At 62.5% G+C, this 24218-nt stretch carries 17 protein-coding genes and 1 pseudogene; 14 read left to right on the forward strand and 4 right to left on the reverse strand.

What is annotated here, in order from left to right; all coding sequences use genetic code 11:
- Positions 1-87: 87 nt before the first annotated feature.
- From H3V09_RS00590 to glnA, 11 genes are all read left to right on the forward strand, one after another.
- Entirely contained in the window at positions 88-1392 is a 1305-nt protein-coding gene (locus H3V09_RS00590; RefSeq protein ID WP_198190593.1) for a DivIVA domain-containing protein, read from the forward strand.
- Positions 1393-1422: 30 nt separating this feature from the next.
- Positions 1423-1935 carry a signal peptidase II gene (locus H3V09_RS00595; protein WP_198190594.1) on the forward strand — a complete coding sequence of 171 codons (513 nt, stop codon included), beginning with the start codon at positions 1423-1425 and terminating at the stop codon, positions 1933-1935.
- Entirely contained in the window at positions 1932-2861 is a 930-nt protein-coding gene (locus H3V09_RS00600; RefSeq protein ID WP_198190595.1) for an RluA family pseudouridine synthase, read from the forward strand. The genes H3V09_RS00595 and H3V09_RS00600 overlap by 4 nt, the downstream gene beginning before the upstream one ends.
- 43 nt (positions 2862-2904) lie before the next feature.
- Positions 2905-6462, forward strand: a complete 3558-nt coding sequence (gene dnaE, locus H3V09_RS00605; RefSeq protein WP_198190596.1) for a DNA polymerase III subunit alpha — start codon at positions 2905-2907, stop codon at positions 6460-6462.
- A gap of 82 nt (positions 6463-6544) precedes the next feature.
- Complete coding sequence (hisD, locus tag H3V09_RS00610) at positions 6545-7942, forward strand: histidinol dehydrogenase (RefSeq protein WP_198190597.1); 1398 nt, start codon at positions 6545-6547, stop codon at positions 7940-7942.
- Positions 7939-9087 (forward strand): histidinol-phosphate transaminase, encoded by a 1149-nt coding sequence (locus H3V09_RS00615; RefSeq protein WP_198190598.1) that lies wholly within the window; start codon positions 7939-7941, stop codon positions 9085-9087. Before hisD ends, H3V09_RS00615 begins: the two co-directional genes overlap by 4 nt.
- Positions 9088-9186: 99 nt before the next feature.
- Entirely contained in the window at positions 9187-9789 is a 603-nt protein-coding gene (gene hisB / locus H3V09_RS00620; RefSeq protein ID WP_046322665.1) for an imidazoleglycerol-phosphate dehydratase HisB, read from the forward strand.
- Positions 9786-10538 (forward strand): hypothetical protein, encoded by a 753-nt coding sequence (locus tag H3V09_RS00625; protein ID WP_232339320.1) that lies wholly within the window; start codon positions 9786-9788, stop codon positions 10536-10538. The genes hisB and H3V09_RS00625 overlap by 4 nt, the downstream gene beginning before the upstream one ends.
- A 32-nt stretch (positions 10539-10570) precedes the next feature.
- Positions 10571-11344: an imidazole glycerol phosphate synthase subunit HisH gene (gene hisH, locus H3V09_RS00630; RefSeq protein ID WP_198190599.1), complete on the forward strand. Its 774-nt coding sequence runs from the start codon at positions 10571-10573 to the stop codon at positions 11342-11344.
- Between the two features lies 1 nt (position 11345).
- A complete protein-coding gene (gene priA / locus H3V09_RS00635; protein ID WP_046322668.1) occupies positions 11346-12077 on the forward strand; it encodes a bifunctional 1-(5-phosphoribosyl)-5-((5-phosphoribosylamino)methylideneamino)imidazole-4-carboxamide isomerase/phosphoribosylanthranilate isomerase PriA in 732 nt (243 codons plus the stop codon).
- A gap of 46 nt (positions 12078-12123) precedes the next feature.
- Complete coding sequence (glnA, locus tag H3V09_RS00640; protein ID WP_110425037.1) at positions 12124-13461, forward strand: type I glutamate--ammonia ligase; 1338 nt, start codon at positions 12124-12126, stop codon at positions 13459-13461.
- A 9-nt stretch (positions 13462-13470) separates the two neighbouring features.
- Here the strand turns inward: glnA and H3V09_RS00645 are convergent, their stop codons facing one another.
- The 3 genes from H3V09_RS00645 to H3V09_RS00655 are packed head-to-tail and all read right to left on the reverse strand — an operon-like array spanning position 13471 to position 19105.
- Positions 13471-14358: a hemagglutinin gene (locus tag H3V09_RS00645; RefSeq protein ID WP_198190600.1), complete on the reverse strand. Its 888-nt coding sequence runs from the start codon at positions 14356-14358 to the stop codon at positions 13471-13473.
- Positions 14355-18446 carry an ATP-dependent RNA helicase HrpA gene (hrpA, locus tag H3V09_RS00650; RefSeq protein ID WP_198190601.1) on the reverse strand — a complete coding sequence of 1364 codons (4092 nt, stop codon included), beginning with the start codon at positions 18444-18446 and terminating at the stop codon, positions 14355-14357. Before hrpA ends, H3V09_RS00645 begins: the two co-directional genes overlap by 4 nt.
- Complete coding sequence (locus tag H3V09_RS00655) at positions 18443-19105, reverse strand: class I SAM-dependent methyltransferase (protein ID WP_232339378.1); 663 nt, start codon at positions 19103-19105, stop codon at positions 18443-18445. The genes hrpA and H3V09_RS00655 overlap by 4 nt, the downstream gene beginning before the upstream one ends.
- A gap of 84 nt (positions 19106-19189) precedes the next feature.
- Between H3V09_RS00655 and hflX the strand changes: the two genes are divergently transcribed.
- The 3 genes from hflX (at position 19190) to H3V09_RS00670 (ending at position 22855) form a co-directional block, all read left to right on the forward strand.
- Positions 19190-20794 carry a GTPase HflX gene (gene hflX / locus H3V09_RS00660; RefSeq protein ID WP_415873488.1) on the forward strand — a complete coding sequence of 535 codons (1605 nt, stop codon included), beginning with the start codon at positions 19190-19192 and terminating at the stop codon, positions 20792-20794.
- 97 nt (positions 20795-20891) lie between these two features.
- Entirely contained in the window at positions 20892-21854 is a 963-nt protein-coding gene (locus tag H3V09_RS00665) for an L-lactate dehydrogenase (protein ID WP_046322674.1), read from the forward strand.
- 71 nt (positions 21855-21925) lie between these two features.
- Positions 21926-22855 (forward strand): cation diffusion facilitator family transporter, encoded by a 930-nt coding sequence (locus H3V09_RS00670; protein WP_198190603.1) that lies wholly within the window; start codon positions 21926-21928, stop codon positions 22853-22855.
- A 3-nt stretch (positions 22856-22858) separates the two neighbouring features.
- Here the strand turns inward: H3V09_RS00670 and lexA are convergent.
- Positions 22859-23458, reverse strand: a pseudogene (lexA, locus tag H3V09_RS00675) (transcriptional repressor LexA); the annotation flags it as partial.
- Positions 23459-24218: the final 760 nt, after the last annotated feature.

Raw genomic sequence — 24218 nt, forward strand, 5'->3', positions numbered from 1 at the left:
AAGACCGCGGATACGGCATACTCCGTGCTAGCATGCAGTAAGAGAACACAATCGGGCTGGTTGGCCTGAAGCGAGGTGGAGAAACATATGGCTCTATTGACGCCTAATGATATAAGGGAGCATACCTTCCAGACAGTGCGGTTCAAGGAAGGCTACGACGTCGACGAGGTCGACGACTTCCTGGATCAGGTCACAGACACGGTTGAAGCGTTGGGCAAGCAGGCCGTGCAAGGAAGTGCCGCTTCCACCCAGTCCCTGGGCACCGATGTGGCCTCGTTGAACTCCAAGATCTCCGATCTGACGGCTCAGGTGGAATCGCTGCAAAAGGAGAATGGGGATCTGAAACAGGCCCAAGGCTCCGCAGCCCAGCAGCCCGCCGTGGATGCGCAGACCAAGCGGTTACTGGCCGAGTCCCAGAGTCAGGTCAAAACCCTGTCCTCCCAGAATGACCAGCTCAAGCGTCAGGTCGAGCAACTCAACTCCCAGATCGACCAGCTGACTGCTCAGGCCGCTGCGGGCAACAACACCCAGGCTCTGACCAACCAGCTGACGGCCATGCAAAAGGAACGCGACCAGGCCCGCCAGCAGGTCCAGGCTCTGACCAACCAGCTCAATGCCTCCCAGCAGAGCATGGCCACGGCCCGCCAGCAGATCGCACAGGCTCAGAAGGCCTCTCAGGAGCAGCAGCAGCGTACTGAGCAGCTGAACAAGCAGCTAGAGGAATCCCGCAAGCGCGAGGAGCAGTTGCGTGAGCAGGTCTCCAAGGCCGAGCCATCCACCGAAACGGGCAGTCTACAGCGGATTGCGGGCGCTGGCGCTGAGGCCAACAGCGAACCCGAGAGGGCCACCGCCATGCTCACGCTGGCCATGCAACTGCACGATCAGTACGTGGACAAGGGTAAGGCCAACGCCTCCCAGCTGGTGGCCGAGGGCCATGCCCAGCACGACGACATTGTCAAGAAGGCTGAGGACTACTCCAAGAGGACCCGCGCCGAGGTGGACGAGTACTCCAAGCGTGTGCACTCCGAGGCCGATGGCTACTCACAGCGCGTACGCTCCCAGGCCGACGAGTACTCGGTCAAGACCCGTTCCGATGCTGACGCCTATTCCAAGCGCCAGCACACCCAGGCCGACGAGTACGAGACACAGGTGCAGACTCGGGCGCAGGAGTACGACAAGAACACCCGCGACAGCGCGGATCGTTATGCCGCCGATGTCAAGAACAAGCTCATGGATCAGTCCAAGGTTCTCGAGGAGAACATCCAGGGGCTCAAGCAGTTCGAGGCGGGCTACCGCAGCAAGTTGACCGAGTTCCTCAACCAGCTGATCAACCAGATTTCAGACACCAGCAATTACCAGTCCATGGAAAAGAAGTCCGAACAGGCTCACTGATTCCATCCGGTAATGACGAAGAACACATCTATGAGACGGCTGCGCGGACGCGTGGCCGTCTTCGTCGCTCTGGCGGCAGTGGCCATAGCCCTGGATCAGCTGACTAAGGCCCTAGCACTGGCCCGGCTGGGCAACGGCATCAGGGTGGCTCTGCCGGGTCCCCTACGCGGTCTGCGACTGGTACGCAACCCCGGTGCATCCCTGGGATTGGGGTCTGGGAGTACCTGGGTCATATCCCTGATCGCCTTAGCGGCCTGTCTGCTCATCATTGTTCTGGCTCTGCGCACCACCTCCATGGTCTGGACCTTGGTCCTCTCCCTGGCCTTCTCCGGGGCAGCAGGCAATCTGATCGACAGGGTTGCCTATGCCTCCGGTTTTCTTGACGGTGCCGTGGTCGACTTTCTGGACTACGGCTGGTCGGTGGGCAACGTTGCCGACGTCTATCTGACTCTGGCAGGCGTGGCCGTAGTGGTGCTTATTATCTGTAATGTGCGGTTCAGCGACCGGTCCAAGACACTAAAACATGGGGGAGCGGCAAAGTGACACGGCTTCTTCCTGCGCCGGATGCCTTGGTAGGTCGGCGCTTGGATCTGGCCCTGTCCAAGATGCTGGGCCTGTCCAGGGCCAAGGCCAGCGATCTGGTGGCCCAGGGTCATGCGCGGATCATGGGCCGCCGGGTGAACAAGGCCACCACCTTGATGAGCGGTGATCTGATAGAGCTGGACGAGCCCGAGTCAACCAAACAGGTGGAGCCGGTGGCTGAGGACATGCCCGTGGTCTACGAGGATGAGGACGTGGTCGTCGTCGACAAGCCGGTGGGGGTGGCTGCACATCCCTCCATAGGCTGGACCGGTCCAACCGTTCTGGGCAGCCTCCTGCAGCGGGGTACCCACATCACCTCCATGGGAGCCCAAGGCCGCCAGGGTATCGTCTCTCGTCTGGACGCGGGCACCAGCGGCCTCATGCTGGTCTGCAAGTCCGACCTGGCCTACAAGGAGATGCGTCGGCAATTCGCCCGGCATGAGGTGATCAAGATCTACCATGCCCTGGTCCAGGGCAATCTGACCGAGGACAAGGCCACCATCGAGGCTCCCATCGGACGCGCCCGGGTCTCGGACTTTCGCTTTACGGTCACCCCTGCAGGCAAGGAGGCCATCACCCATTGGGATGTGCTGGAACGTTTCGGCTCGGCCACCCTGGTCAGCGTCAATCTGGAGACTGGGCGCACCCATCAGATACGCGTGCACTTCTCCTCCATAGGCCATCCACTGGTAGGTGATCACATGTATGGGGCCAACCCCGACCTGGCGGACAGGCTGGGCCTGAAGCGGCAGTGGCTACACGCCATGCGCCTGGAATTCCGCCATCCCCGCACCAAAATCTGGACCAAGGTGGTCTCCTCCTACCCGGCTGATCTGCGCCGCTCCCTGCAGATCGAACGTCAGGGCGCCACCGGTATACGCAGCTAGCGGACTCCGGCGATTCGGCCAGAGGCCTGGGTAAATTGGAGATATGTCCTCAACCCGGTCAGACTTCGTTCACCTTCACACCCATACCCACTATTCAACCTTGGACGGGGCCAGCAGAATACCCGACCTGGTTGCCGAGGTGGGACGGCTGGGGCAACCGGCTGTAGCCATTACCGATCACGGCAACATGCACGGGGCTTATGAGCTTTGGCGCACAGCTGTAGATGCTGACATCAAGCCCATCATCGGCATTGAGGCCTACGTGACCCCTGAGACTGCCCGCCAGGACAAGAGCCGGGTCCACTGGGGAACCGACGAGCAGCGTTCTGACGATGTCTCCGGCGGTGGCTTCATCACCCACATGACCCTCTGGGCCAGTGACGACACGGGCCTGGTCAACCTGATCAAGGCCTCATCGGTGGCCAACCTGGAGGGTCTGGTCGGCAAGTGGCCCCGTATGGACAAGGATTTGCTGTCCACCTATCACAAGGGGGTCATAGCCACCACCGGCTGCCCCTCGGGCATCGTCCAGACCAGGCTGAGGTTGGGCCAGTTCGACGAGGCTCTGCGGGCCGCCGGGGAGTTCCAGGACATCTTCGGCAAGGAGAACTACTACGTCGAGCTGATGGACCATGGGCTGGAGATCGAGCATCGGGTGACCAAGGATCTGCTGGAGATCGCCCGTCGTCTGGATGCCCCCCTGGTGGCCACCAACGACTCGCACTATGTGCGCAAGGAGGATGCCTCGGCCCAGGACGCCCTGCTCTGCATCAACTCGGGATCCCGGCTGACCGACCCCGGCCGCTTCAAGTTCGACGGCAGCGGCTACTACATCCGCTCGGCCCAGGAGATGCGTGAGATCTTCAAGGAGTTCCCCGAAGCCTGCGACAACACCTTGGAGATCGCAGAACGCTGCAACGTCATGTTCGACGACCACGAGGACGGGGCCTTCATGCCCCGTTTCGACTGCCCGGAAGGCTGGGACGAGACCTCCCTTTTCCTGAAGAAGGTGGACGAGGGGTTGAAGAACCGCTACCCGGACGGGGTGCCCGAGGAGGTATCCCACCAGGCCGACTACGAGTGCGGGGTCATCTGCCAGATGCAGTTCACCGGATACTTCCTGGTGGTGGCCGATTACATCAACTGGGCCAAGAACCACGGAATCATGGTGGGACCGGGCCGTGGATCGGCGGCAGGGTCCATGGTGGCCTACGCCATGGGCATCACCGAGCTGGACCCGCTCAAGCATGGGCTGATTTTCGAGCGATTCCTCAACCCTGAACGCGTATCCCTGCCTGATATCGATGTGGACTTCGACCCCGAGGGGCGCATGAAGGTCCTGGACTACGTGGGTCGTAAGTACGGCTCCGACAAGGTGGCCCAGTGCGTGACCTACGGCACCATCAAGACCAAGCAGGCCCTGAAGGACTCAGCCAGGATCATGGACTACGAATATTCCGTGGGCGACCAGGTCACCAAGGCCCTGCCGCCTACGGTCAACGGCAAGGACATGAGCCTCAAGGAGATCTTCGATCCTCAGTCCAAGCGCTACCCGGAGGCCAAGGAGTTCCGCGACCTATATGAATCCAACCCGGATGTCAAGCGGATCACCGAAGAAGCCAAGGGCATCGAGGGCATCATCCGTCAGACCGGCGTGCATGCCTGCGCCACCATCATGGCCTCCAATCCCATCACAGATACCTCGCCGCTGATGGAACGCACCGACGGCACGGTGACCACCACCTTCGAGTACCACACCTGCGAGACCCTGGGGCTGGTCAAGATGGACTTCCTGGGGCTGTCCAACCTGACGGTCATCAGGGACACGGTCAACAACATCAAGCGCAACGGCAAGGAGCCCATCAGCATCGAGAAGGTCCCCCTGGACGACAAGGAGACCTACCAGCTGCTGTCCCGGGGCGACACCCTTGGCGTCTTCCAGCTCGATGGCGACGGTATGCGCTCCCTGCTGCGTATGCTTAAGCCCGATAACTTCAACGACATCTCCGCCCTGATCGCCCTCTACCGGCCGGGGCCTATGGATATGAACTCGCACATCAACTATGCCAAGCGAAAGAACGGGCTGCAGAAGATTGAGCCCATCCATCCCGAGGTGGCCAAGCCCCTGGCGGGCGTGCTCGATGAGACCTATGGCCTGATCGTCTATCAGGAGCAGGTCCAGTCCGCGGCCAGAATTCTGGCCGGCTACTCCCTGGGCCGAGCCGATGTGCTGCGAAGGGCCATGGGCAAGAAGAAGCCTGACGTCCTGGCCAAGGAACAGGTTCCCTTCTTCGAGGGCATGAAGGAGCACGGATACTCCCAGGAGGCCGCCCAGGCGGTCTGGGATGTCCTGGTGCCCTTCTCGGGCTACGCCTTCAACAAGGCGCACTCCGCGGCCTATGCCCTGATCGCATACTGGACCGCTTACCTGAAGACCCACTATCCGGTGGAGTTCATGGCCGCCCTGCTGCAGAACGAGCGGACCAACAAGGACAAGACCGCACTCTACTTGGGCGAGGCCAGAAGGATGGGCATCCGCATCCTGGCGCCTGACATCAACGAGTCCGTGTCCGAGTACTCCGCTGTCGGCGACGTGGTCCGCTTCGGCCTGGGAGCCATCCGCAATGTGGGCGACAAGGTAGTGGCGGACATCATCAAGGAGCGCCAGGGACCCCGGGGCAAGTATGTCAACTTCATGGACTTCGTCAAGCGGGTGCCCATGGAGGTGCTCAACAAGCGAACAGTGGAATCCCTGATCAAGGGTGGTGCCTTCGACAGCATCGACCCCAACAGAAGGGCACTTTTCCAGATTCACGATGAAGCCGTCGACCAGGTCATGCCCATCAAGCGCAAGCAGGCCGAGGGCCAGTTCGACCTCTTCGCCGACGCCGATGAGGACGCCCCCCAGCAGGATGCCTTGGGCGATGCCCAGGTGACCGTGCCCGACATAGACGAGTGGGACAAGTCCACCAAGCTCAACTTCGAGCGGCAGATGCTGGGCCTGTATGTGTCTGACCACCCGCTGAGCGGCATGACTTCGGTTTTGGCTGGCATGCGAGACATGTCCATCGCCCAGCTGCTCAACCGGTCTAACAGCTTGGACGGCAAGGCGGTGACCCTGGCCGGGCTGGTCACTGCTGTGGACCGCCGGGTCTCCAAGAAGGGCAACCCCTGGGCCATCGTCACCATCGAGGACTTGGAGAGCTCCATCCAATGCATGTTCTTCGGCAAGGTCTACGACGCCCACTCCGACGACCTGGCCCTGGACTCGGTCATCAGGGTGAGGGGAGTGGTCGAGCTTCGTGACGAGGCTACCAACATCCGCGTCAACGATATGGAGGTGCCCGTCCTGGAGTCGGCGGATGAGCGGCCTCTGACCATCACCCTGCCCAAGCAGGCTCTGGACCGGGGGCACATGGAGCGGCTGGCTCGGATACTCAAGTCCCACCCCGGTTACTGTCAGGTTCGTCTGGCCATCACCGACGACCGGGGCAACGTGCGTCTGTTGACCTTTGGTGACGGATTCCGCACCCGGCACGACACCTCCATGATGGCCGAGATCAAGTCGGTCTTCGGACCCTCCTGCCTGCCGTCGGCCTAGGACGCGCCCGGAACCGTCTCACCATTTGGGACGGTGGTGAGTCGCTGGCTTTGGCGACACAAAAGTTCACTACCATCAAAGTATGTCAAAGCTCATGATGAGAACCATGGATCTGCGCGGGAAAACCATGTCCCGCGCCCAACTCCTTGCCGCCATGCCCCGAGCCGATATGGGTACACGGGAGGCCAGCGCCCAGGTGCAGCCCATACTTGACCAAGTGCGTGAGCATGGGGCAGCGGCCCTGCGCGACCTGGAGGAGAAGTTCGACCATGTGCGTCCCCATGATCTGAGGGTTCCGGCATCGGCCATGCAGGAGGCCCTGAGGCAGCTGGATCCCAAGGTCAGGGCGGCAATCGAGGAGTCCGTTACCCGCATCCGCAAGGTCTGCACTACCCAGGTGCCCAAGCCCATGGCCACCGACCTGGCGCCTGGCGCTCGGGTCAGCGAGCGGTGGATTCCGATCGAACGCGTAGGCCTCTACGTGCCGGGAGGCAAGGCCCTGTATCCTTCCTCGGTCATCATGAACGCGGTGCCCGCCCAGATTGCCGGCGTCGATTCCCTGGCCGTGGCCACTCCGCCCGCCTCTGACGACCCTCGGGGTCTGCCGGCTGCCATCATCCTGGCCACCTGTGCCATTCTGGGAGTGGACGAGGTCTATGCCGTGGGCGGTGCCCAGGCCGTGGCCATGTTTGCATACGGGGCCAGGGGATCCGAGCCCCAGGACGAGGAGATTCTTTGCGACCCGGTCGACAAGATCACCGGCCCGGGCAATATCTTTGTGGCGACAGCCAAGCAGATGGTCTCCGGCATGGTGGGAATCGATGCCGTGGCCGGACCCACGGAAATTGCTATTCTTGCTGACGGGCAGGCCAACCCCGACTGGGTTGCTGCAGACCTGATCGGCCAGGCCGAACATGACGAGCTTGCCGGTTCGGTGCTGATCACCGACAGCCAGGAACTGGCCCAGGGCGTTCAGGAGGCTTTGGGGCGCAGGGTGCCTCGAACCGAGCATGTCGACCGGGTGCGCACCTCCCTGGGCGGCAACCAGTCGGGAATCATCCTGACCGACGGGATCGACCAGTCCATCGACGTGGCCAATGCCTATGCCGCCGAGCATCTGGAGGTTCAGACGGCCGATCCTGATGCCGTCATCGACAGAATTCGGAATGCCGGCGCCATCTTCCGCGGCCCATATTCTCCTGTGCCCCTGGGCGACTACATGTCCGGGTCAAACCACGTCCTGCCCACTGGCGGCACGGCCCGGTTCGACGTGGCCCTGGGCGTCCACACCTTCATGAAGCCTGTCGAAGTCATCGAATATGACGAGGAAGGGCTCAAGCCCATCGCGGCCAAGATCAATGATTTTGCCGTATCCGAAGACCTGCCCGCCCATGGCGAGTGCATCCTGAGCCGGTTCCTGGACGACCCCTACAACAAAGCCGACCTGGAAGCCAACGAAGAGAAGGCTGGTCTGCTGTGAGTGCCATACCAGCTGATCTTCCCCTCCGCATGGACCTAATCGGGGAAGAGCCTTACGGTGCCCCCCAGCTGGATGTTCCGGTCTGCCTGAACGTCAACGAGAACCCCTACCCCCTGGACCAGGAGGTGGTCGATGCCATTTGCCAGCGTGTGCGCCAGGTGGCCCCCGGCCTCAATCGCTATCCGGACAGGGAGCATGAGGACCTGCGGCGGGCCCTGGCTGTATACCTGAAGAAGGAGTCCGGTGCCTCGCTTGAACCCAAGCAGATCTGGGCGGCCAACGGGTCCAATGAGATCATGCTTCAGCTCTTCCAGGCCTTCGGCGGGCCGGGTAGGACCGCCTTGGGCTGCGACCCGACCTACTCCATGTATCCGGAGTACGCCCGTGACACCTTCACTGACTGGGAGCTGGCCCACCGGCTGCCTGATTTCGGCCTGGATATTGAAACGACTATCGAGCGCATCAAGGCTTTGAGACCAGCCATGGTCCTGGTAACCAGCCCCAACAATCCCACGGGGACAGCCCTGCCCATGGATCAGCTGACCAGGCTCCTGGAGGTCTGCTCTAAGGTTCCTGTGGCGGGCGCGGACCCGTCCGCCCGGCCCATCGTGGTCGTGGATGAGGCCTACATCGAGTTTCGAGACCCGGGCACGCCCTCGGCGGTCAGCCTGATTGGTCAGTACGACCACCTGGCAGTCAGCCGGACCATGTCCAAGGCCTTCGCCTTTGCCGGCGCCAGGGTGGGTTACCTGGTTGCATCCAAGGGAATAGTCGACGCGGTCCGCATCGTCCGAATGCCCTACCATCTGAGCGCCCTGACTCAGGCTGCGGCCCTGGCTGCCCTGGAGCACACGGACCTCCAGCTGGCTCGTGTGGATCAGCTTCGCCAGACCCGTCGGCAGACAGCCGAGTGGCTGGCCGGACAGAAGTTCCATGGTCAGCCCTTGACTGTGGTTCCCTCGGCCTCCAACTTCATCCTCTTCGGTATCTTCCCCGACCGGGATGCCGTCTTCGAGGCCATGAAGGATGAAGGCGTGTTGATCCGGGCTGTGGGTCCCCAGGGCTACCTGAGGGTCTGCATGGGCACGGACGCGGAGATGGAGCGATTCCGCCAAACGCTGGTCCATGTCCTCAAGCGGTTCTAGGAGGATGCGGACCAGCGGCACGGCTATGCTGGTGGTCTAGACGCCGCACAGAAGATACAGCGCGAACTGGAGTGTGCGGCAGAAAGCGGAGGAGCAGCAATGGCAGGCAGAACAGCCACCATCACCCGCCAGACCAGTGAATCCAAGGTGAGTCTGAGTCTGGATCTGGATGGCACCGGAGTGACCGATATCGACACCTCGGTTCCCTTCTATGACCATATGATGACGGCCCTGGGCAGGCATTCCCTGATCGACCTGACCATCAAGGCAAGCGGGGACACCCAGATCGACGTCCATCACACCGTCGAGGACGTTGCCATCGTCTTTGGTGAGGCCCTGGCTCAGGCCCTGGGCGACAAGCGGGGCATCAAGCGCTTCGCCGATGCCACCGTCCCTCTGGACGAGGCCCTGGCACGAGCCGTGGTCGATATTTCCGGCAGGCCCTATGCGGTCTGCACGGGCGAGCCTGAGGGGTTCCAGTACGCCATGATCGGCGGGCACTTCACCGGCTCCTTGGTCCGGCACGTCATGGAGTCCATCGCCCTGCATGCCGGCATCTGCCTTCACCTGACCCTCTTGTCGGGCAGAGATCCGCACCACATCGCCGAGGCAGAGTTCAAGGCCGTAGCCAGGGCTCTGCGCTTCGCGGTGGAGCCTGATCCCAGGGTGAAGGGCATCCCCAGCACCAAGGGGTCGCTATGAGCGCGGATGAATACGACAACAACGACTGCAGGGATCAAGACTTGCCGGATTCCGGCCATCATCTGAGTGAGGAAGAGGTCGAACGGGCTCTGGCCAGCTTTGAGGCTGAGTTCAATGAGGGCCAGAATCAAGCGGATCAGCCCGTTGAGGACTCCGGATCAGGCGTGGATGACGAGGCTGGTTTGGATTCCGCGCCCGCTGACGAATCTTCGGTGGAACCGGATGGGGCCGATGGCGTTGCTGCCGATTTCGACCAAGAGCTTGAAGGCCTGATCGGCAACCGGGCCAAGGCCGCCGTAATGGTGACACGCCTGGCTTCGGCAGAGCTTCTGGCCGCCTTCTGCCAGATATCCGATATCTCCGCCTATTGCATCCAGGCCCGTGAGGGTGCTGTGGCCGTCCTGAGAAATCTGGACGGGGACGGACCCGAGGCAGCCATCCGCGATTTGACCACGGTCGTATCCGGGCTCAGCGCCATCCTGGCCGTCAACCGGGCCGACAAGCTCGATGTGACCCTATGGATCAGCGGGCAGTCGGGACAGACGCTCGCGCCGCCCATCCTCTTTGCCGCCACTGCAGACTTCGTAGAAGACCTGATGATCGGGACCACCACAGTGGACAGGCTGCGCCAGGATGGGGCCGCCATCTTCGACTCGGGGGAGTACAACCGCGAGAAGGCCATGGGTATCATCGCCTCGCACACCAGGTTCGGGGCCGGAGGATCGACTCACAAGGGTCGCGTCGAGTAATCGCGCAAGCAAACGGCTTGGCTAGGAGGAACATGACCAGGATACAGGTGCTTGACTATGGGTTCGGCAATGTCAGATCCATGGTGCATGCCCTCTCCCAGCTGGGGGTTGATGCGCAAATCAGCGCCGACCCGGACCTGGCCATGAAGGCCGACGGCCTGGTCATTCCCGGAGTGGGGGCCTACGGGGCCTGCATGGCGGGGTTACGGGCTGTCGGCGGCGACCGTATCATCCTGGATCGACTGGCCCAGGGGCTGCCGGTTCTTGGGGTCTGCATAGGCCTTCAGGTCATGTTCCAGTTCGGGGACGAGGACGGCCGCAGCGAGCCCGGTCTGGGCTTGATACCTGGTCGGGTGACGAAGCTGGACGCTGATGTAGTGCCCCATATGGGCTGGGATCATGTCCAGGTGCCTCAGGGAACACGACTCTTGGCAGGGGTCCAGGATCAACGCTTCTACTTCGTCCACTCCTATGCCGCCATGGCGGCGAAGGGGGATGACCGATCCGTTGGGACCCAGCCCGATTTGTCCCTACGAGTGTCAGCATTGAATTGGACGAGTGACAGCCAGCCAAGGTCAGCTCAGTCAGTGTCTGACAAGATTTCACAGGGTGCTTCTTTCGGTGAACCGCTGGTTACCTGGGCCACCTATGGACGTAGCAGGTTCGTGGCCGCCTACGAATGTGGCCCCTTGAGCGCTACACAGTTCCATCCTGAAAAGTCTGGCCAGGCCGGAGCACGGTTGCTGACCAATTGGGTACGGACCCTTTCTGGGTCTTCCGGACTCTCCTGCGAGAAAGGTGAATGAGATGCTCACGCTTTTACCGGCTGTCGATGTCCGCGACGGAAAGGCGGTTCGCCTAAGACAAGGGATCTCCGGCTCCGAAAAGGTCTACGGGGAGCCTGCCGATGCAGCCAAGACTTGGGTCGACCAAGGTGCCGAGTGGCTCCACCTGGTCGACTTGGATGCGGCTTTCGGCACCGGAGACAACCGTGACAAGCTGGCCGCCCTGGTCAACGAGCTGGGGGATCGTGTCAAGGTGGAGCTCAGCGGCGGCATCCGCGACGATGCAAGCCTGGAGGCCGCCCTAGCCGCAGGTGCCACCCGGGTCAACATCGGCACGGCGGCTCTGGAGGATCCGGAGTGGACCAGCCAGGTCCTGGGTCGCTACGGCGAAAGGGTTTGTGTGGGTCTGGACGTACGCGGACACACCCTGGCCGCCCGAGGTTGGACCAGACAGGGTGGGGACCTTTTTGATGCCATGGAGCGACTGGACCGGGACGGGTGCAGCCGATACGTGGTCACCGACGTGACCCGCGACGGGATGATGACCGGCCCCAACCTGGATTTGCTGGGTCAAGTGGCTGACCGGACTCCGGCCAAGGTGACCGCCTCTGGGGGCATATCCAGCCTGGATGACCTGAGCAGGATTCTGGACCTGGCCGATCGGGGCGTGGACAGCGCTATCCTGGGCAAGTCCCTTTATGAGGGGGCCTTCACCTTGGAGCAGGCGCTGAACCTGGTCTCGGGTCATTGTTAACGCTATAAGCAAGTCTGCGAAATATAGGAATGGGAGCATAAGCTCTATGGATAAGCAAGAGGAGTTCGCGCTGCGCACTGTCGAGGAGCGCGATGTCCGGTTCATTCGTCTCTGGTTCACTGACGTATTGGGCACCCTGAAGTCGGTGGCCATAGCGCCCACCGAGCTGGAGGTGGCCTTCGAGGAGGGGCTGGGCTTCGACGGCTCGGCCATCGAGGGCATGACCAGGGTCTCCGAGGACGACATGATCGTCAAGCCAGATCCGTCCACCTTCCAGATACTTCCCTGGAGGGGCGGGCCACAGGGCACGGCGCGGATCTTCTGCGACGTGCTCACCCCGGACGGCGAACCCAGCAGCGGGGATCCCCGACACGTGCTCAAGCGGGCCCTGGCCAAGGCCAAGGAGAAGGGCTTCATCTTCTATACCCATCCGGAGATCGAGTTCTACCTGTTTGAGAACCAGGATGATTGGTCCCAGGTCCCGACCCCTATTGACGAAGGCGGCTACTTCGACCACGTGCCCCGTAGCCCGGGGATGGACTTCCGTCGGGCATGCGTCAATATGCTGGAGCAGATGGGCATCTCGGTGGAATACTCCCATCACGAGGCCGGTCCGGGGCAGAATGAGATCGACTTGCGCTATGCCGACGCCCTGACCACCTCTGACAACATCATGACCTTCCGGACCGTGGTCAAGGAGATCTCCCTGGAGCGGGGAATCTACGCCAGCTTCATGCCCAAGCCCTTCACTGATAAGCCAGGATCGGGCATGCACACCCATCTGAGCCTGTTCGAGGGGGACACCAACGCCTTCTACGAGGTGGGCCAGGAGTTCAACATGTCCCAGACGGCCCGGCAGTTCGCCGCCGGCATTCTGGCCCATGCGGCCGAGATCTGCGCGGTGACCGACCAGTATGTCAACTCCTACAAGCGTCTCTGGGGCGGGGCTGAGGCGCCCAGCTACGTCTGCTGGGGTCACAACAACCGGTCTGCCCTCTTGCGCATCCCCCAGTACAAGCCCGGCAAGGGCAACTCGGCCAGAATGGAGTTCCGCGGGCTGGATCCGGGGGCCAACCCCTATCTGGCCTACTCGGTGCTGCTGGCTGCCGGACTGGACGGGATCGAGCAGAAGATGACCCTGGGCGAGCCCACCAGCGACGACGTCTGGGAGCTGACCGACGCCGAGCGGCAGGCCATGGGCATCGAGCCTCTGCCTGACAGCCTGGACGCGGCGCTCAAGGTCATGGAGAAGTCGGATTTCGTGGCCCAGGTGCTGGGCGAGCAGACCTTCGAGTACTTCCTGCGCAACAAGCACCGGGAGTGGGCCGGATACAGCCGGCAGGTCACCCCCTACGAGCTGGCCTACTACCTGCCCAAGCTTTGAACCCGGGGCTTACTGGTCAGATCGGCCGAACCAGCTGTTGTAGATGATGACGAAGTTGCGGTTGCCATAGCTCGAGCAGCGGTCGCCCTCGCCGTCGCCTGCCCGTAGCGCTGCCTCATTGGGCTGGTAGGGCGTGTAGATGTAGAGCAGGGCAGTGGCATCGTTCTCGATGTAGACCTTGCCGCTGCCACAGGAGGCATCGGGGCTGAAGCGCACATCGTTCAGGGCCTTGGTCTGGTAGGCGTAATGGTCCCGATGGGCTTGGTAGTAGCGGAATCGATGGGCGGCTCCGTAGACCTGGTTGAAGAATCCGGCATAGCTGGCGTCACAGTGTGCATCATCAGGGCAGGAAAGGCCCATGGCCGACTTGAGCTGGACCTGGGTGGCGGGCTGGTCGGTGGCCACCAGGTGCTGCTCTTTTTGCAACATGGTCAGAAGAACCTTCTGACTGATCCCACAGGAGCGGGCGGACCCGTCGATGATCTGAGCCGCGCTCTGCCCTTTGCCGCCCTTGTAGGCATCACATAGACCGTCGCTGGGGCGGTCAGGGACATCCATATGCAGGCTGCGCAGGCAGGTGGATCCGTTGCAGGATGCTCCCTTCTGGTCCAAGAAAGCCTGGACGTCGTCGGCATTCATGTCCAATGTGTCATGGAAGCGGTGATCGGTGATGATTCTGCCCGGATTGAAGACGTACTCCTGGGAGAGCTGCTCCTGGTGGCGGATGGCGCGGCCGACCATCAGCCGGTAGGAGACGAAGCGGACGGCCAGGATGCATAGGGCGACCACCAGGACTATCGCCATCAGGGTGGCCCCCAGGGTCTGCGCGCGGCGGAGGGTCATTCGTCCGCGTTTGGTGCCGCCCTTTTGTCTTCGTCCCGATGGCCTTGTGCTCATGGTTTTTCTTCCAGCGCCTTCCTGATTCGTTGCAGGCTGACAGGGATGGCCGTCCCCAGCTCCTGGGCCCAGATGGAGACAAAGTACTCCTCCATCATCCAACGTCCCCTTTGCGCACGGTCCATGGCCTGGTCTCGTCCGGGACCGGCGGGCAGAGCCTGGGCCGCCTTGGCCGCCTTGTCTACCAGATCCTGGGCGGTCTGCGCCTGCCACGCCCATCGTACGTCACGGTCCTTGTCCCTGCGGGCCTTGTCCAAGCGCATCAGATCCGCCTTCAGATACGTGCGCAAGCGGGGGATGGCATAGGGCGGATCGGCACCGATGAAGCCCTTGGCTACCAGATCCGCCGAATGCTGGCGTATCCACTGCAGGACAGAGAGTAGGGGAAGATCGGCCGGGCCAGACACGGCCTTGTCCACCTGGGCCGAGGTATCCAAAATGGCGACCACATCCTTGGCCACCTGGTAGACAGTGTCCTCGTAGACCTGGCTGAGGCCGGTCACAGCCTCCTGCAGGGTCTGGTCGTTGGTGATGGCCTCGGTGTGGGGGATCAGGCGCTTGACGGCGGCCATCTGCAAGTCCTCGGCCAGGGCGGAGGTGTCGGGATAGGGGGCCGATGCCAGCATCAGGGCCTCCCGGCTCAGCCAGCGCGAGGAGATCCGCTGTGCAGGCAGGTGGAGCTTGTCAAGGGCGGCCTGCCAGATCAGTTCCTCGCGCGGTTTGGTCGTGGCGCCGGACTGGTGGAGCAGGTCGGCGCTTTTGACCACCTGACCCTGACGGGCGGCCTTGCTGGCCTGGGAGTCCACCCGGGACCGGGCCGACTGCCGGGCCTGTCCGGCCAGGTCACGCTGCAGGTCGGTCAAGGACTTGGACCGGCCCAGGACCTTGGGGTGGCCTTGGCTCTTGCGGCCGCGACTGTGGCCCTGGCGCCGATCATCCTCCACCTGGAAGGTGGGCCGCAGGTAGTCGGGCAGTCGTTCCAGCCTGGCTTGGGTGAAGACCTCCGGATGCAGCTGGGCTCCGATCGTGTCTATGGCTGCGGCGGTGAAGGCCTGCTCGAAGTCCGGCCAGCCCCCGGCGGGGATGGCTCCAGCACCGTTTTCATCCCTGGGTGCAGACTGTTCTGCCGACCCGTAGGTGGCCTGTTCTGCCGATACAGGGTCGGTGCCGGGCAGCAGGGGATAGTGACCGTCTATCCAGGCGCGGATGGTCCGGGCGGCGTCTGGTGCGGGAACGAACTGGACTCGCAGGGCCTTGGGCAGGGACTTGATGGTGGCTGTGATCAGATCGTCCAGAAGGCCTGGCACGGTCCAGGTGAATTGTCCGGGCGTCAGCTGGTTCAGGCAGTGCAAGGGGATGTGAACTGTGATGCCGTCGTCCGGTTCTCCCGGCTGATAGCGATAGGTCAGGGGCAGATCCATGGGCCGACCGTCGATGCCCAAGGTGTGCCAGTGGTCGGGGTAGTCCCCGGGTCGGTAGGAGGCGGACTGGTCGTTCAGACGCTCAACTTTGTCAGGATCGAAGTCCAACAGGTGCGGGTCCGCATCGTGATGCTTCCGCCACCAAGAGCCCAGTGCGGCCAGTGATGTGGCCTCCTGGGGAATGCGCTCCTGGTAGAAATCGTAGAGGTCCTCCTCGGTGACGGTGCCGGTCACCTGGCGGGTCCGGCTGGTCTGCTCGCCGGCCTCGCTGAGCACCTGCCGGTTGGCCTTGATGAAGCCGTCATGCGGGAAGCGCTCGCGCACTTCGCCCTGGACCAAGCCCTGGCGTATCAACATGTCCCGGGCTTGGCCGGGGTTGATCCGGGCCCATTGGACCGTTCTGTCGCGCACGATGGGCAGGCCGTAGAGCAGGACCTTGGAAGTGGCCACTGCGGCGCCACGGGAGGCCGACCAGTGGGGTTCGGCGTAGGTGGTCCTGGTCAGGGACTTGGCCAGCGGTTCGGCCCAGGCCGGATCGATGGCCGCACAGCAACGTGCCCAGAGCCGTGATGTCTCCACCAACTCGGCAGCCATGATCCATGGCGGATTGGCCTTGGCCAGGGCAGAACCGGGGAAGATGGCAAAATGCGTGCCACGCGCCCCTTGATAGTCGTTCTTGGCTTGCCGGCGCGCCCGTTTCATGGCCTTGGCCCGTGCTGCGCCATGCAGGCCAGCGAAATCGGAGGCCTTGGGCTCGTGGACCACCTGCATGCCCATGCTGGAGAGCAGACCGGCCAGCATGGACCGGTGGATGCCCTGGTCGTCCCAGGAGCAGACCAGGGCATGGGCTGCCTGCTGCCCAATAGGCAGGGCCAGCAGGGCCTGATCCGGTGCTTTGACGGGGACGGGGGAGCCTACCTTCATATGCAGACCCCGACACATCTGGGCCAGTTGCCGGTAGAGGTCGTGCCACTGCCGCATGCGCAGGAAGGCCATGTACTCCTGCTTGCAGGCCTTGCGCAGGGCCCCGTTGGAGGGCTCCTTGTCCTGCGGGAAGAAGCGGTTCCAGATGTTCAGGGCCGTCAGGAAATCGCTGGAGGGGTCCTCGTAGCGGGCATGGATCCGGTCGGCCTCCTCCCGCTTCTCCTCCGGGCGTTCGCGAGGGTCCTGCAGGGAGAGGAAGGCCACGACCACCAGAACGGCGGCCAGGGTGTCCGGGGTGGCATCCTGACCGGCCTGCAGGATCATTCTGCCTAGACGAATGTCGATGGGGATCCTGGCCAGCTGTCGTCCCAGCTTGGTCAGCCGGATAAGGCCTTGCTGGCGGGAGATGGCCTGCAGCTCGGTCAGTTCCCGCAGACCATCGCTGACCGCACGGGTGTCGGGTGGATCGATGAAGCCGAAGTCGGTGACATCCTCGGCCGTATGGGCCACGCCTACCGAGAGCATGTGCAGGATGACCGAACCCAGGGAGGTGCGCAGGATCTCCGGGTCGGTGAACTTGGGGCGGGTGTCATAGTCGTCCTTGGCATAGAGGCGGATGGCAATGCCGTCGGCCACACGTCCGCAACGGCCCGCACGCTGATCAGCCGAGGCCTGGGAAATGGGCTCTATGGGCAGCCGCTGGACCTTGGCCGACTTGGAGTATCGGCTGATCCTGGCCAGTCCAGGGTCCACCACGTATCGGATGCCCGGCACCGTCAGGGAGGTTTCGGCCACGTTGGTGGCAATGACGATGCGCTGATGGCCGTGGCGTTCGAAGACCCGGTGCTGCTCCTTGGCCGACAGGCGGGCGAAGAGCGGGATGATCTCCAAAGCGTCCGGGCGGCGCATGTCGGAGGTCCGCGGGCCGAAATGGCGCCGCAGCGCGGTTTCGTACTCGCGGATGTCGCGCTCGCCGGCGGCGAACACCAGGATGTCCCTGGGGCCGTCCGTGTGGGTGGAGTGAATGACCAGTTCGGCGCAGGCCCGGGCCACCGCCTTGGGAATGTCCGGATCCTCCCTGTCCTGGCCATCCTCGGAGTCGAACCCGGGGACGTGTCGCATCAGGGCCGGAGCCGATCCGGCGGGCTCATAGAGGGTCTGGACCGGATAGGTGCGGCCCGAGACCTCGAGTACGGGCACCTTAGTGTGCAGGGCCTTGGCGAAGTGATCGCGGAACTTGACCGAATCGATGGTGGCCGAGGTGATGATCAGTTTCAGATCGGGCCGTTTGGGCAGCAGGGCGGTCAGATACCCCAGCAGAAAGTCGATGTTCAGGCTGCGCTCGTGGGCCTCGTCGATGATGATGGTGTCGTAGGCCCGCAGCTGGGGATCGCCCTGGATCTGCGCAAGCAGGATGCCGTCGGTGACCACTCGCAGACGGGTGCTGCGGCTGGACTTGTCGGTGAAACGCACCTGGTAGCCGATCTGGTCGCCCAGCCTGGTGCCCGTCTCCGAGGCAATGCGCTCAGCCACGGTTCTGGCGGCGATCCTCCTGGGCTGGGTGTGCACGATTTGGCGGCCGTGGTCGCCGCGACCCATTTCCAGGAGGATCTTGGGGATCTGAGTGGTCTTGCCCGAGCCGGTCTGACCCGAGACGATGACCACCTGGGAGGACTGCACGGCATGGACGATGTCCTCCTTGGCCGCGCTGATGGGCAGCTCGGCAGGATACTCGAACCTCATGCCCGGCCCACCTCGATAATCCGGTAGCCCTTGGCCGAGGCATACTTCTCGGCCGTCCAGTCGGGGCCCAGGGCGTCAGCCAGCCAGGGGATCAGGGAGTCGGCACCAAGATTGCGCTGGACCACCAGGTAGGCCCGGCCCTGGGACTTCAGTCTGGGCAGGTAGGTCATCAGCAGGTCGTGCAGGACCGTCTTGCCCACCCGGATGGGCGGATTGGACCAGATCAGGTCGAAGCGCAGATCGTCCGGCACCTGCTCCGGGGTCAGGGTGAACACCTTGTCAAGGTCCTGGGATTGGGCGTTGCGGGCAGTCAGATCCAGGGCCCGAAGGTTGGTGTCCACAGCGTAGACGTCGGCCTCGGGCGACTGTATGGCCATGCTCAGGGCGATGGGCCCCCATCCGCAGCCCAGGTCCAGAAAGTCGCCCTCTGTCGGTGGCTGAGGGACGCGTTTGAGCAAGACCGAAGTGCCCAGATCGAGCCTGCCCGACGAGAAGACCCCGTGAGAGACCTCCACCTGGCAGGTGCGGCCGGCCAATTCAACCTGGATGGTCCGCCGCTGGTCGGGAGAGGCCGGACGGGCCACGAAGTACTGTTCGCCTCCGTCCGTCTCGGTCCTGGAGGATTGCCCCCGGCTGCTGCCATGGTCCCTGTGCGTCATGTCCATCCTGTCCGTCTTTGAAGTCTGCCCGTCCCTCGGGCACCCGCTGATGTCTGCTAAGAAGATGATAATAAAGACTGTGTCATGATTCCGCCTATACCGGATTCGTTCCCTAGTCCACAGATCAACGCAGAGGTGCCTTTGACCCAAGAAAAACCGACCCAAGAGCTTGGTTCAGCAGTTGACGATGCCCATCAGGACCCGCTCTCACACAAATCCGAGGTACTGACCGGCAGTGAAGGGCAGGCCGGGCAGGACCAGGATCAGGAGTGGGAGGAGCGCAGTCGGCGCAACGCCTTCCGCCATGTCGAGGGGCTGGGCGAGCTCCAGGACGTGACCGAGGTGGAATACCGCAAGGTCCGTCTGGAGCGGGTGGTCCTGGTCGGCGTCTGGTCTGGTACGCGGACCACAGTCGGTCAGGCCGAGGAGTCCCTGCGCGAGCTGGCTGCCCTGGCGAGGACTGCCGGGGCCGAGGTGCTTGACGGACTGCTTCAGCAGCGGGTCAAGCCGGATCCGGCCACCTACCTGGGTTCGGGCAAGGCGCGGGAGCTGGCAGATATTGTGGCCCGGCTGAGCGCCGACACCATTATTACCGATGACGACCTTCATCCCTCCCAGCGACGTGCCCTTGAGGATGTCACCAAGGTCAAGGTGGTCGACAGGACGGCCCTGATTCTGGACATCTTCGCCCAGCATGCAACAAGCCGCGAGGGCAAGGCCCAGGTGGAGCTGGCTCAATTGGAGTATATGTTGCCCAGGCTGCGCGGCTGGGGTGGATCCCTCTCCCGCCAGGCTGGTGGCCAGGCTGCCGGGCAGGCCGGCGGCATAGGCTCGCGCGGCCCAGGCGAGACGAAGATCGAAACAGACCGGCGTGTCATCAGACGGCGGATTTCTCGGCTGAAGCGCCAGATCGCCCAGATGGCCCCCTCTCGTCAGGTCAAGCGCGGGTCCCGGCGGCGCTACCAGCTGCCGGCTGTGGCCGTGGTGGGATACACCAATGCCGGCAAATCCTCGCTGACCAACCGGCTGACCGGTTCCGAGGAACTGGTGGAGAACGCCCTCTTCGCCACTCTGGATACGGCCGTCAGGCGCACCAAGGCGGCAGACGGGCGGCTCTACGTCTATGTGGACACCGTTGGGTTCGTCCGCCGCCTGCCCACCCAGCTGGTCGAGGCCTTCAAATCCACGCTGGAGGAGGTGGGGCAGTCCGATTTGATTCTGCACGTCGTGGACGGCTCCCACCCCGATCCTTTTGGCCAAATCAGAGCTGTGGACGCCGTGCTGGCAGACATCCCCGGCGCCGAGTCCATTCCCCGCCTGCTGGTCTTCAACAAGGTGGATCTGATCGACCAGGATGCCCGGCAGCGGCTCGCCAACCTTGAACCCGAGGCCTTTCTGGTCTCGGCCAGGCAGGGTCAGGGTCTGGAACCTCTGCGCAGGCGGGTGGAGGAGCTGCTGCCCGCCCCTGCTGTGCATGTCCAGGCCATCCTGCCCTACACCAGCGGCTCCCTGCTGGAGCAGGTGCGGCAGTTGGGACGGGTGGATTCATTGGAATACCGGGCCGATGGGGTTGCGCTGAGCGCTGACGTGGATGACCGCCTGGCGGCTGCCGTGCTTGACCAGGCCATTGATCAGAAGCCCTTGCAGGCTCCAGCGGGTGACACGCCATCGTCCGGACTGAACTCGTAAGGGCAGAAGCAAACCAGGTCACCTATGCTGGGTAGACTACGTATGTTGTCAGCGGCAAACCCGTTTCTCGGGTTCCGATAAGAGAGGTCCATAAAATATGGCGGAATCATCAATCAAGCCAACCAAGCTAGCGATCGTGGGAGCTGGAGCCGTTGGGTCGACTTTGGCCTTTTCAGCGGCCCAGCGCGGGGTGGCTCGAGAGATCGTTCTTGAGGATATCAACGCCCAGCGTGTTGAGGCCGAGGTCCGCGACATGCAGCACGGATCCAGCTTCTACCCCACGGTCACCATCGACGGCTCGGACGATCCGCAGATCTGCGCCGATGCCGACATGGTGGTCATCACGGCCGGGGCCAGGCAGAAGCCGGGGCAGACGCGGCTGGACCTGGCAGGCGCCACTATCAATATGATGAAGTCCATCATCCCTCAGATGGTCGAGGTGGCTCCCAATGCCATCTTCCTGCTGATCACCAACCCCGTCGACATTGTCACCAGGGTTTCGCTGGAGCTGTCCGGACTGCCTGTCAACCAGATGTTCGGTTCGGGCACCAACCTGGACTCCGCCCGCCTGCGCTACCTGATCGGTCAGCAGACCGGGGTCAATGTCAAGAACGTCCATGCCTACATCGCTGGCGAGCACGGCGACTCCGAGGTCCCGCTCTGGAGCTCGGCAACCATCGGCGGCGTGCCCATGTGCGACTGGATGGAGCTGCCCGGCCATGAGCCTTTGGATGCGGCCAAGCGCGAGGAGATCCACCAGGAGGTGAAGAACGCTGCCTACCAGATCATCGAGGGCAAGGGGGCGACCAACTTCGCCATCGCCATGTCCGGCGTGGACATCATCGAGTCCATCCTGAACGGCACCGACCGGATCCTGCCGGTCAGCTCCCTGCTGGAAGACTTCCACGGCATATCGGACGTGTGCATGTCGGTGCCCAGCGTGCTCAACCGCGAAGGGGTCAACACCCACATCAACACCCCGCTGAGCGACGGCGAGCTGGCCGCTCTGAAGCGTTCTGCCGAGACCCTCAAGGAGACGGCAAGCAAGTTCGGCTTCTGAGTATTTCACAGAAAACTCTTGCCTCGCAGTCCCCGGTGGCATACCTTGGTGATTGATGAATCGGGGTATGCATGAGCGCTCATGAAGGTGTTGTTCAGGGTGGCGGATCCGTCCATCGTCGACAGTTGCTGACGACCTTGGCTCTGACTGGGTCGGTCTTCGTAGCTGAAGTCGTCGGCGCCTTGGTCACCCGCAGCCTGGCCTTGCTGGTTGACGCTGGGCACATGATGACCGACATGGCTGTGCTGATCGCATCCACTGTCACCGCTGTGTTGATGGAACGCCGCCCCACAAATCGGCGAACCTGGGGCTGGTCCCGTCTGGAGGTCATCACGGCGGCTGGCGGTGCTCTGGTTCTGCTGGCCGTGGGAATTTACGCCATTGTAGAGGCCGTCTTGCGGCTCTTGTCACCCGGGCGGGACCAGGTCCAGCAGCGGGGGCTCCTGCTCTTCTTCGGCATCTTGGGTCTGGCTGCCAATGTGGGGTCCATCCTGGTCCTGGCCTCCGGCCATAAGGACAACCTGAACATGCGTGCCGCTTTTCTCGAAGTGGTCAACGATGCATTGGGCTCGGTGGCAGTCCTGGTATCAGCCGTGGTCATGATGGTCACCGGCTGGGCTGGATTCGATGCTGTAGCGGGAGGCGTGATTGCTCTGCTGATGATTCCCCGCGCGATTAAATTGCTGGCCAGCAGCGTCTCTGTACTTCTTGAGGAGACCCCAGCGGATCTTGATATGGCCAAGGTCAGGCAGCACCTAGAGGGTGTACCCGGCGTACTTGAGGTTCATGACCTGCATGCCAACAGTGTCTCCACCGGCCTGCCGCAGCTGACAGCACACGTGATTGTGCGTCAGGGCACCTCGCCTGTCGAAAACGAACGTATTCTGACCAGCATGCAACGCTGCCTGCGTGATCATTTCCCAGTCTCGGTCGAGCACACTACCTTTCAGATAGAACAGCAGGGGCACCGGGACAGCAGCGGCGAGCATTTGGACATGTAGCCTTCAGACCTTGCGCAGGACTGTGACCACCTTGCCCATGATGACGGCGTGGGTGCCGTCAATCGGGGAGTAGGCCGGGTTGTGGGGGATCAGCCAAACGTGACCGTCCTCGCGGCGGAAGGTCTTTACCGTGGCCCCATCGTCCAGCAGGGCTGCGACGATGTCTCCGTTTTCAGCCTCCTGCTGGCGGCGGACGACCACAAAATCTCCGTCGCAGATGGCGGCATCGACCATGGAATCCCCGTGGACCTCAAGCATGAAGAGCTCGCCCGATCCCGTCAGACGTTCGGGCAGACGCATGACATCATCCACATGCTGCTCGGCCAGAATGGGCTGACCGGCGGCGATTCTGCCGACCAGGGGCACGTCGCGCGATTGCATGATGGCCTCGTCGGTCTGCGTGTCAGGGAAGGGCACGATCCTGGCGGTTCCTGCAGTCGGCTGAGGCTGGTCCTGGACCAGCTCTATGGCACGGCCCTTGTTGGCAGTCAGGCGAATGTATCCCAGATCCTGCAAGACCTGAAGCTGATGCTTGACGGAAGAAGTGCTGCGTAGTCCTGCGTCTTTGCCGATTTCCCTATAGGAGGGCAGGAATCCACGCTCTGACAGGTGCCGCTTGATAGCTTCCAAGACCCTGGCCTGGCGATCGGTCAGCTTGGGCCTGGACCCATGCTCCAGGCTCTCGGTGCTGGCTGCTTTTTCTTTCTTTGTGTTCATGGCTGGGTTTTCGGCGGTTTCCTGAGAGTCGGTGCTCTTAGACGCAGTGGATTGGTTGAGAGAGCCCATGGGCGTGGATCCGACAAAAGGGATGGTACTCACGATGGGCTCCTTTCCTAGGAAACTGACCTCAGTCTAACCCGCTTGCAGTGAAAAATCAAACAAATGTTCGAATCGGCCTTGCCAAATAACTGTCGCGGTGCCAGAATGAGAACATCTGTTCGATAGAACAAATGTTCGAAAGAGGTGTGCCATGGTTGTTCGTACCTGTGCCAGTTCCAGCATGTCTGCGCCGTCGAACTTGTTTTCGGTCTACCGGGCGTATGCAAGATCTGTGTTCTCGTCGGTCATGGCTCGTCTTCTTGGAGCTGCAAAAGTATGTGTGTCCGGGCAAGGTTTTGTAGGCGTCATTGTGCGTAGATTCGCGGTTTCTTTGGCTGTCGGCGCTCTGACCCTTGCCGGGGTCGGATGGATGGCTCGACCGGCCAGCTCCGCTCCAGGACCGCAGGAGGTTGTCACCAGAACGGTTCGACCGGGTGATAATGTCTGGTCCTTTGCGACTTCGATCACTCCACAAGGCGAGGATGTCACAAAAAACGTAGACCGTATCATGCAGATCAACAATATGTCCTCCCCCAATCTGCGC

The sequence above is a fragment of the Bifidobacterium sp. M0399 genome (assembly GCF_016100595.1).
In the GTDB taxonomy this organism is placed as follows: Bacteria; Actinomycetota; Actinomycetes; order Actinomycetales; family Bifidobacteriaceae; genus Bombiscardovia; species Bombiscardovia polysaccharolytica.

Bases quoted from the DNA above. Each gene is read 5' to 3' on its own strand.
- H3V09_RS00590 (WP_198190593.1), top strand. From the start codon at position 88: ATGGCTCTATTGACGCCTAATGATATAAGGGAGCATACCTTCCAGACA.
- H3V09_RS00595 (WP_198190594.1), top strand. From the start codon at position 1,423: ATGAGACGGCTGCGCGGACGCGTGGCCGTCTTCGTCGCTCTGGCGGCA.
- dnaE (WP_198190596.1), top strand. From the start codon at position 2,905: ATGTCCTCAACCCGGTCAGACTTCGTTCACCTTCACACCCATACCCAC.
- hisD (WP_198190597.1), top strand. From the start codon at position 6,545: ATGTCAAAGCTCATGATGAGAACCATGGATCTGCGCGGGAAAACCATG.
- hisB (WP_046322665.1), top strand. From the start codon at position 9,187: ATGGCAGGCAGAACAGCCACCATCACCCGCCAGACCAGTGAATCCAAG.
- H3V09_RS00625 (WP_232339320.1), top strand. From the start codon at position 9,786: ATGAGCGCGGATGAATACGACAACAACGACTGCAGGGATCAAGACTTG.
- hisH (WP_198190599.1), top strand. From the start codon at position 10,571: ATGACCAGGATACAGGTGCTTGACTATGGGTTCGGCAATGTCAGATCC.
- priA (WP_046322668.1), top strand. From the start codon at position 11,346: ATGCTCACGCTTTTACCGGCTGTCGATGTCCGCGACGGAAAGGCGGTT.
- glnA (WP_110425037.1), top strand. From the start codon at position 12,124: ATGGATAAGCAAGAGGAGTTCGCGCTGCGCACTGTCGAGGAGCGCGAT.
- H3V09_RS00645 (WP_198190600.1), bottom strand. From the start codon at position 14,358: ATGAGCACAAGGCCATCGGGACGAAGACAAAAGGGCGGCACCAAACGC.
- hrpA (WP_198190601.1), bottom strand. From the start codon at position 18,446: ATGAGGTTCGAGTATCCTGCCGAGCTGCCCATCAGCGCGGCCAAGGAG.
- H3V09_RS00655 (WP_232339378.1), bottom strand. From the start codon at position 19,105: ATGACGCACAGGGACCATGGCAGCAGCCGGGGGCAATCCTCCAGGACC.
- hflX (WP_415873488.1), top strand. From the start codon at position 19,190: ATGATTCCGCCTATACCGGATTCGTTCCCTAGTCCACAGATCAACGCA.
- H3V09_RS00665 (WP_046322674.1), top strand. From the start codon at position 20,892: ATGGCGGAATCATCAATCAAGCCAACCAAGCTAGCGATCGTGGGAGCT.
- H3V09_RS00670 (WP_198190603.1), top strand. From the start codon at position 21,926: ATGAGCGCTCATGAAGGTGTTGTTCAGGGTGGCGGATCCGTCCATCGT.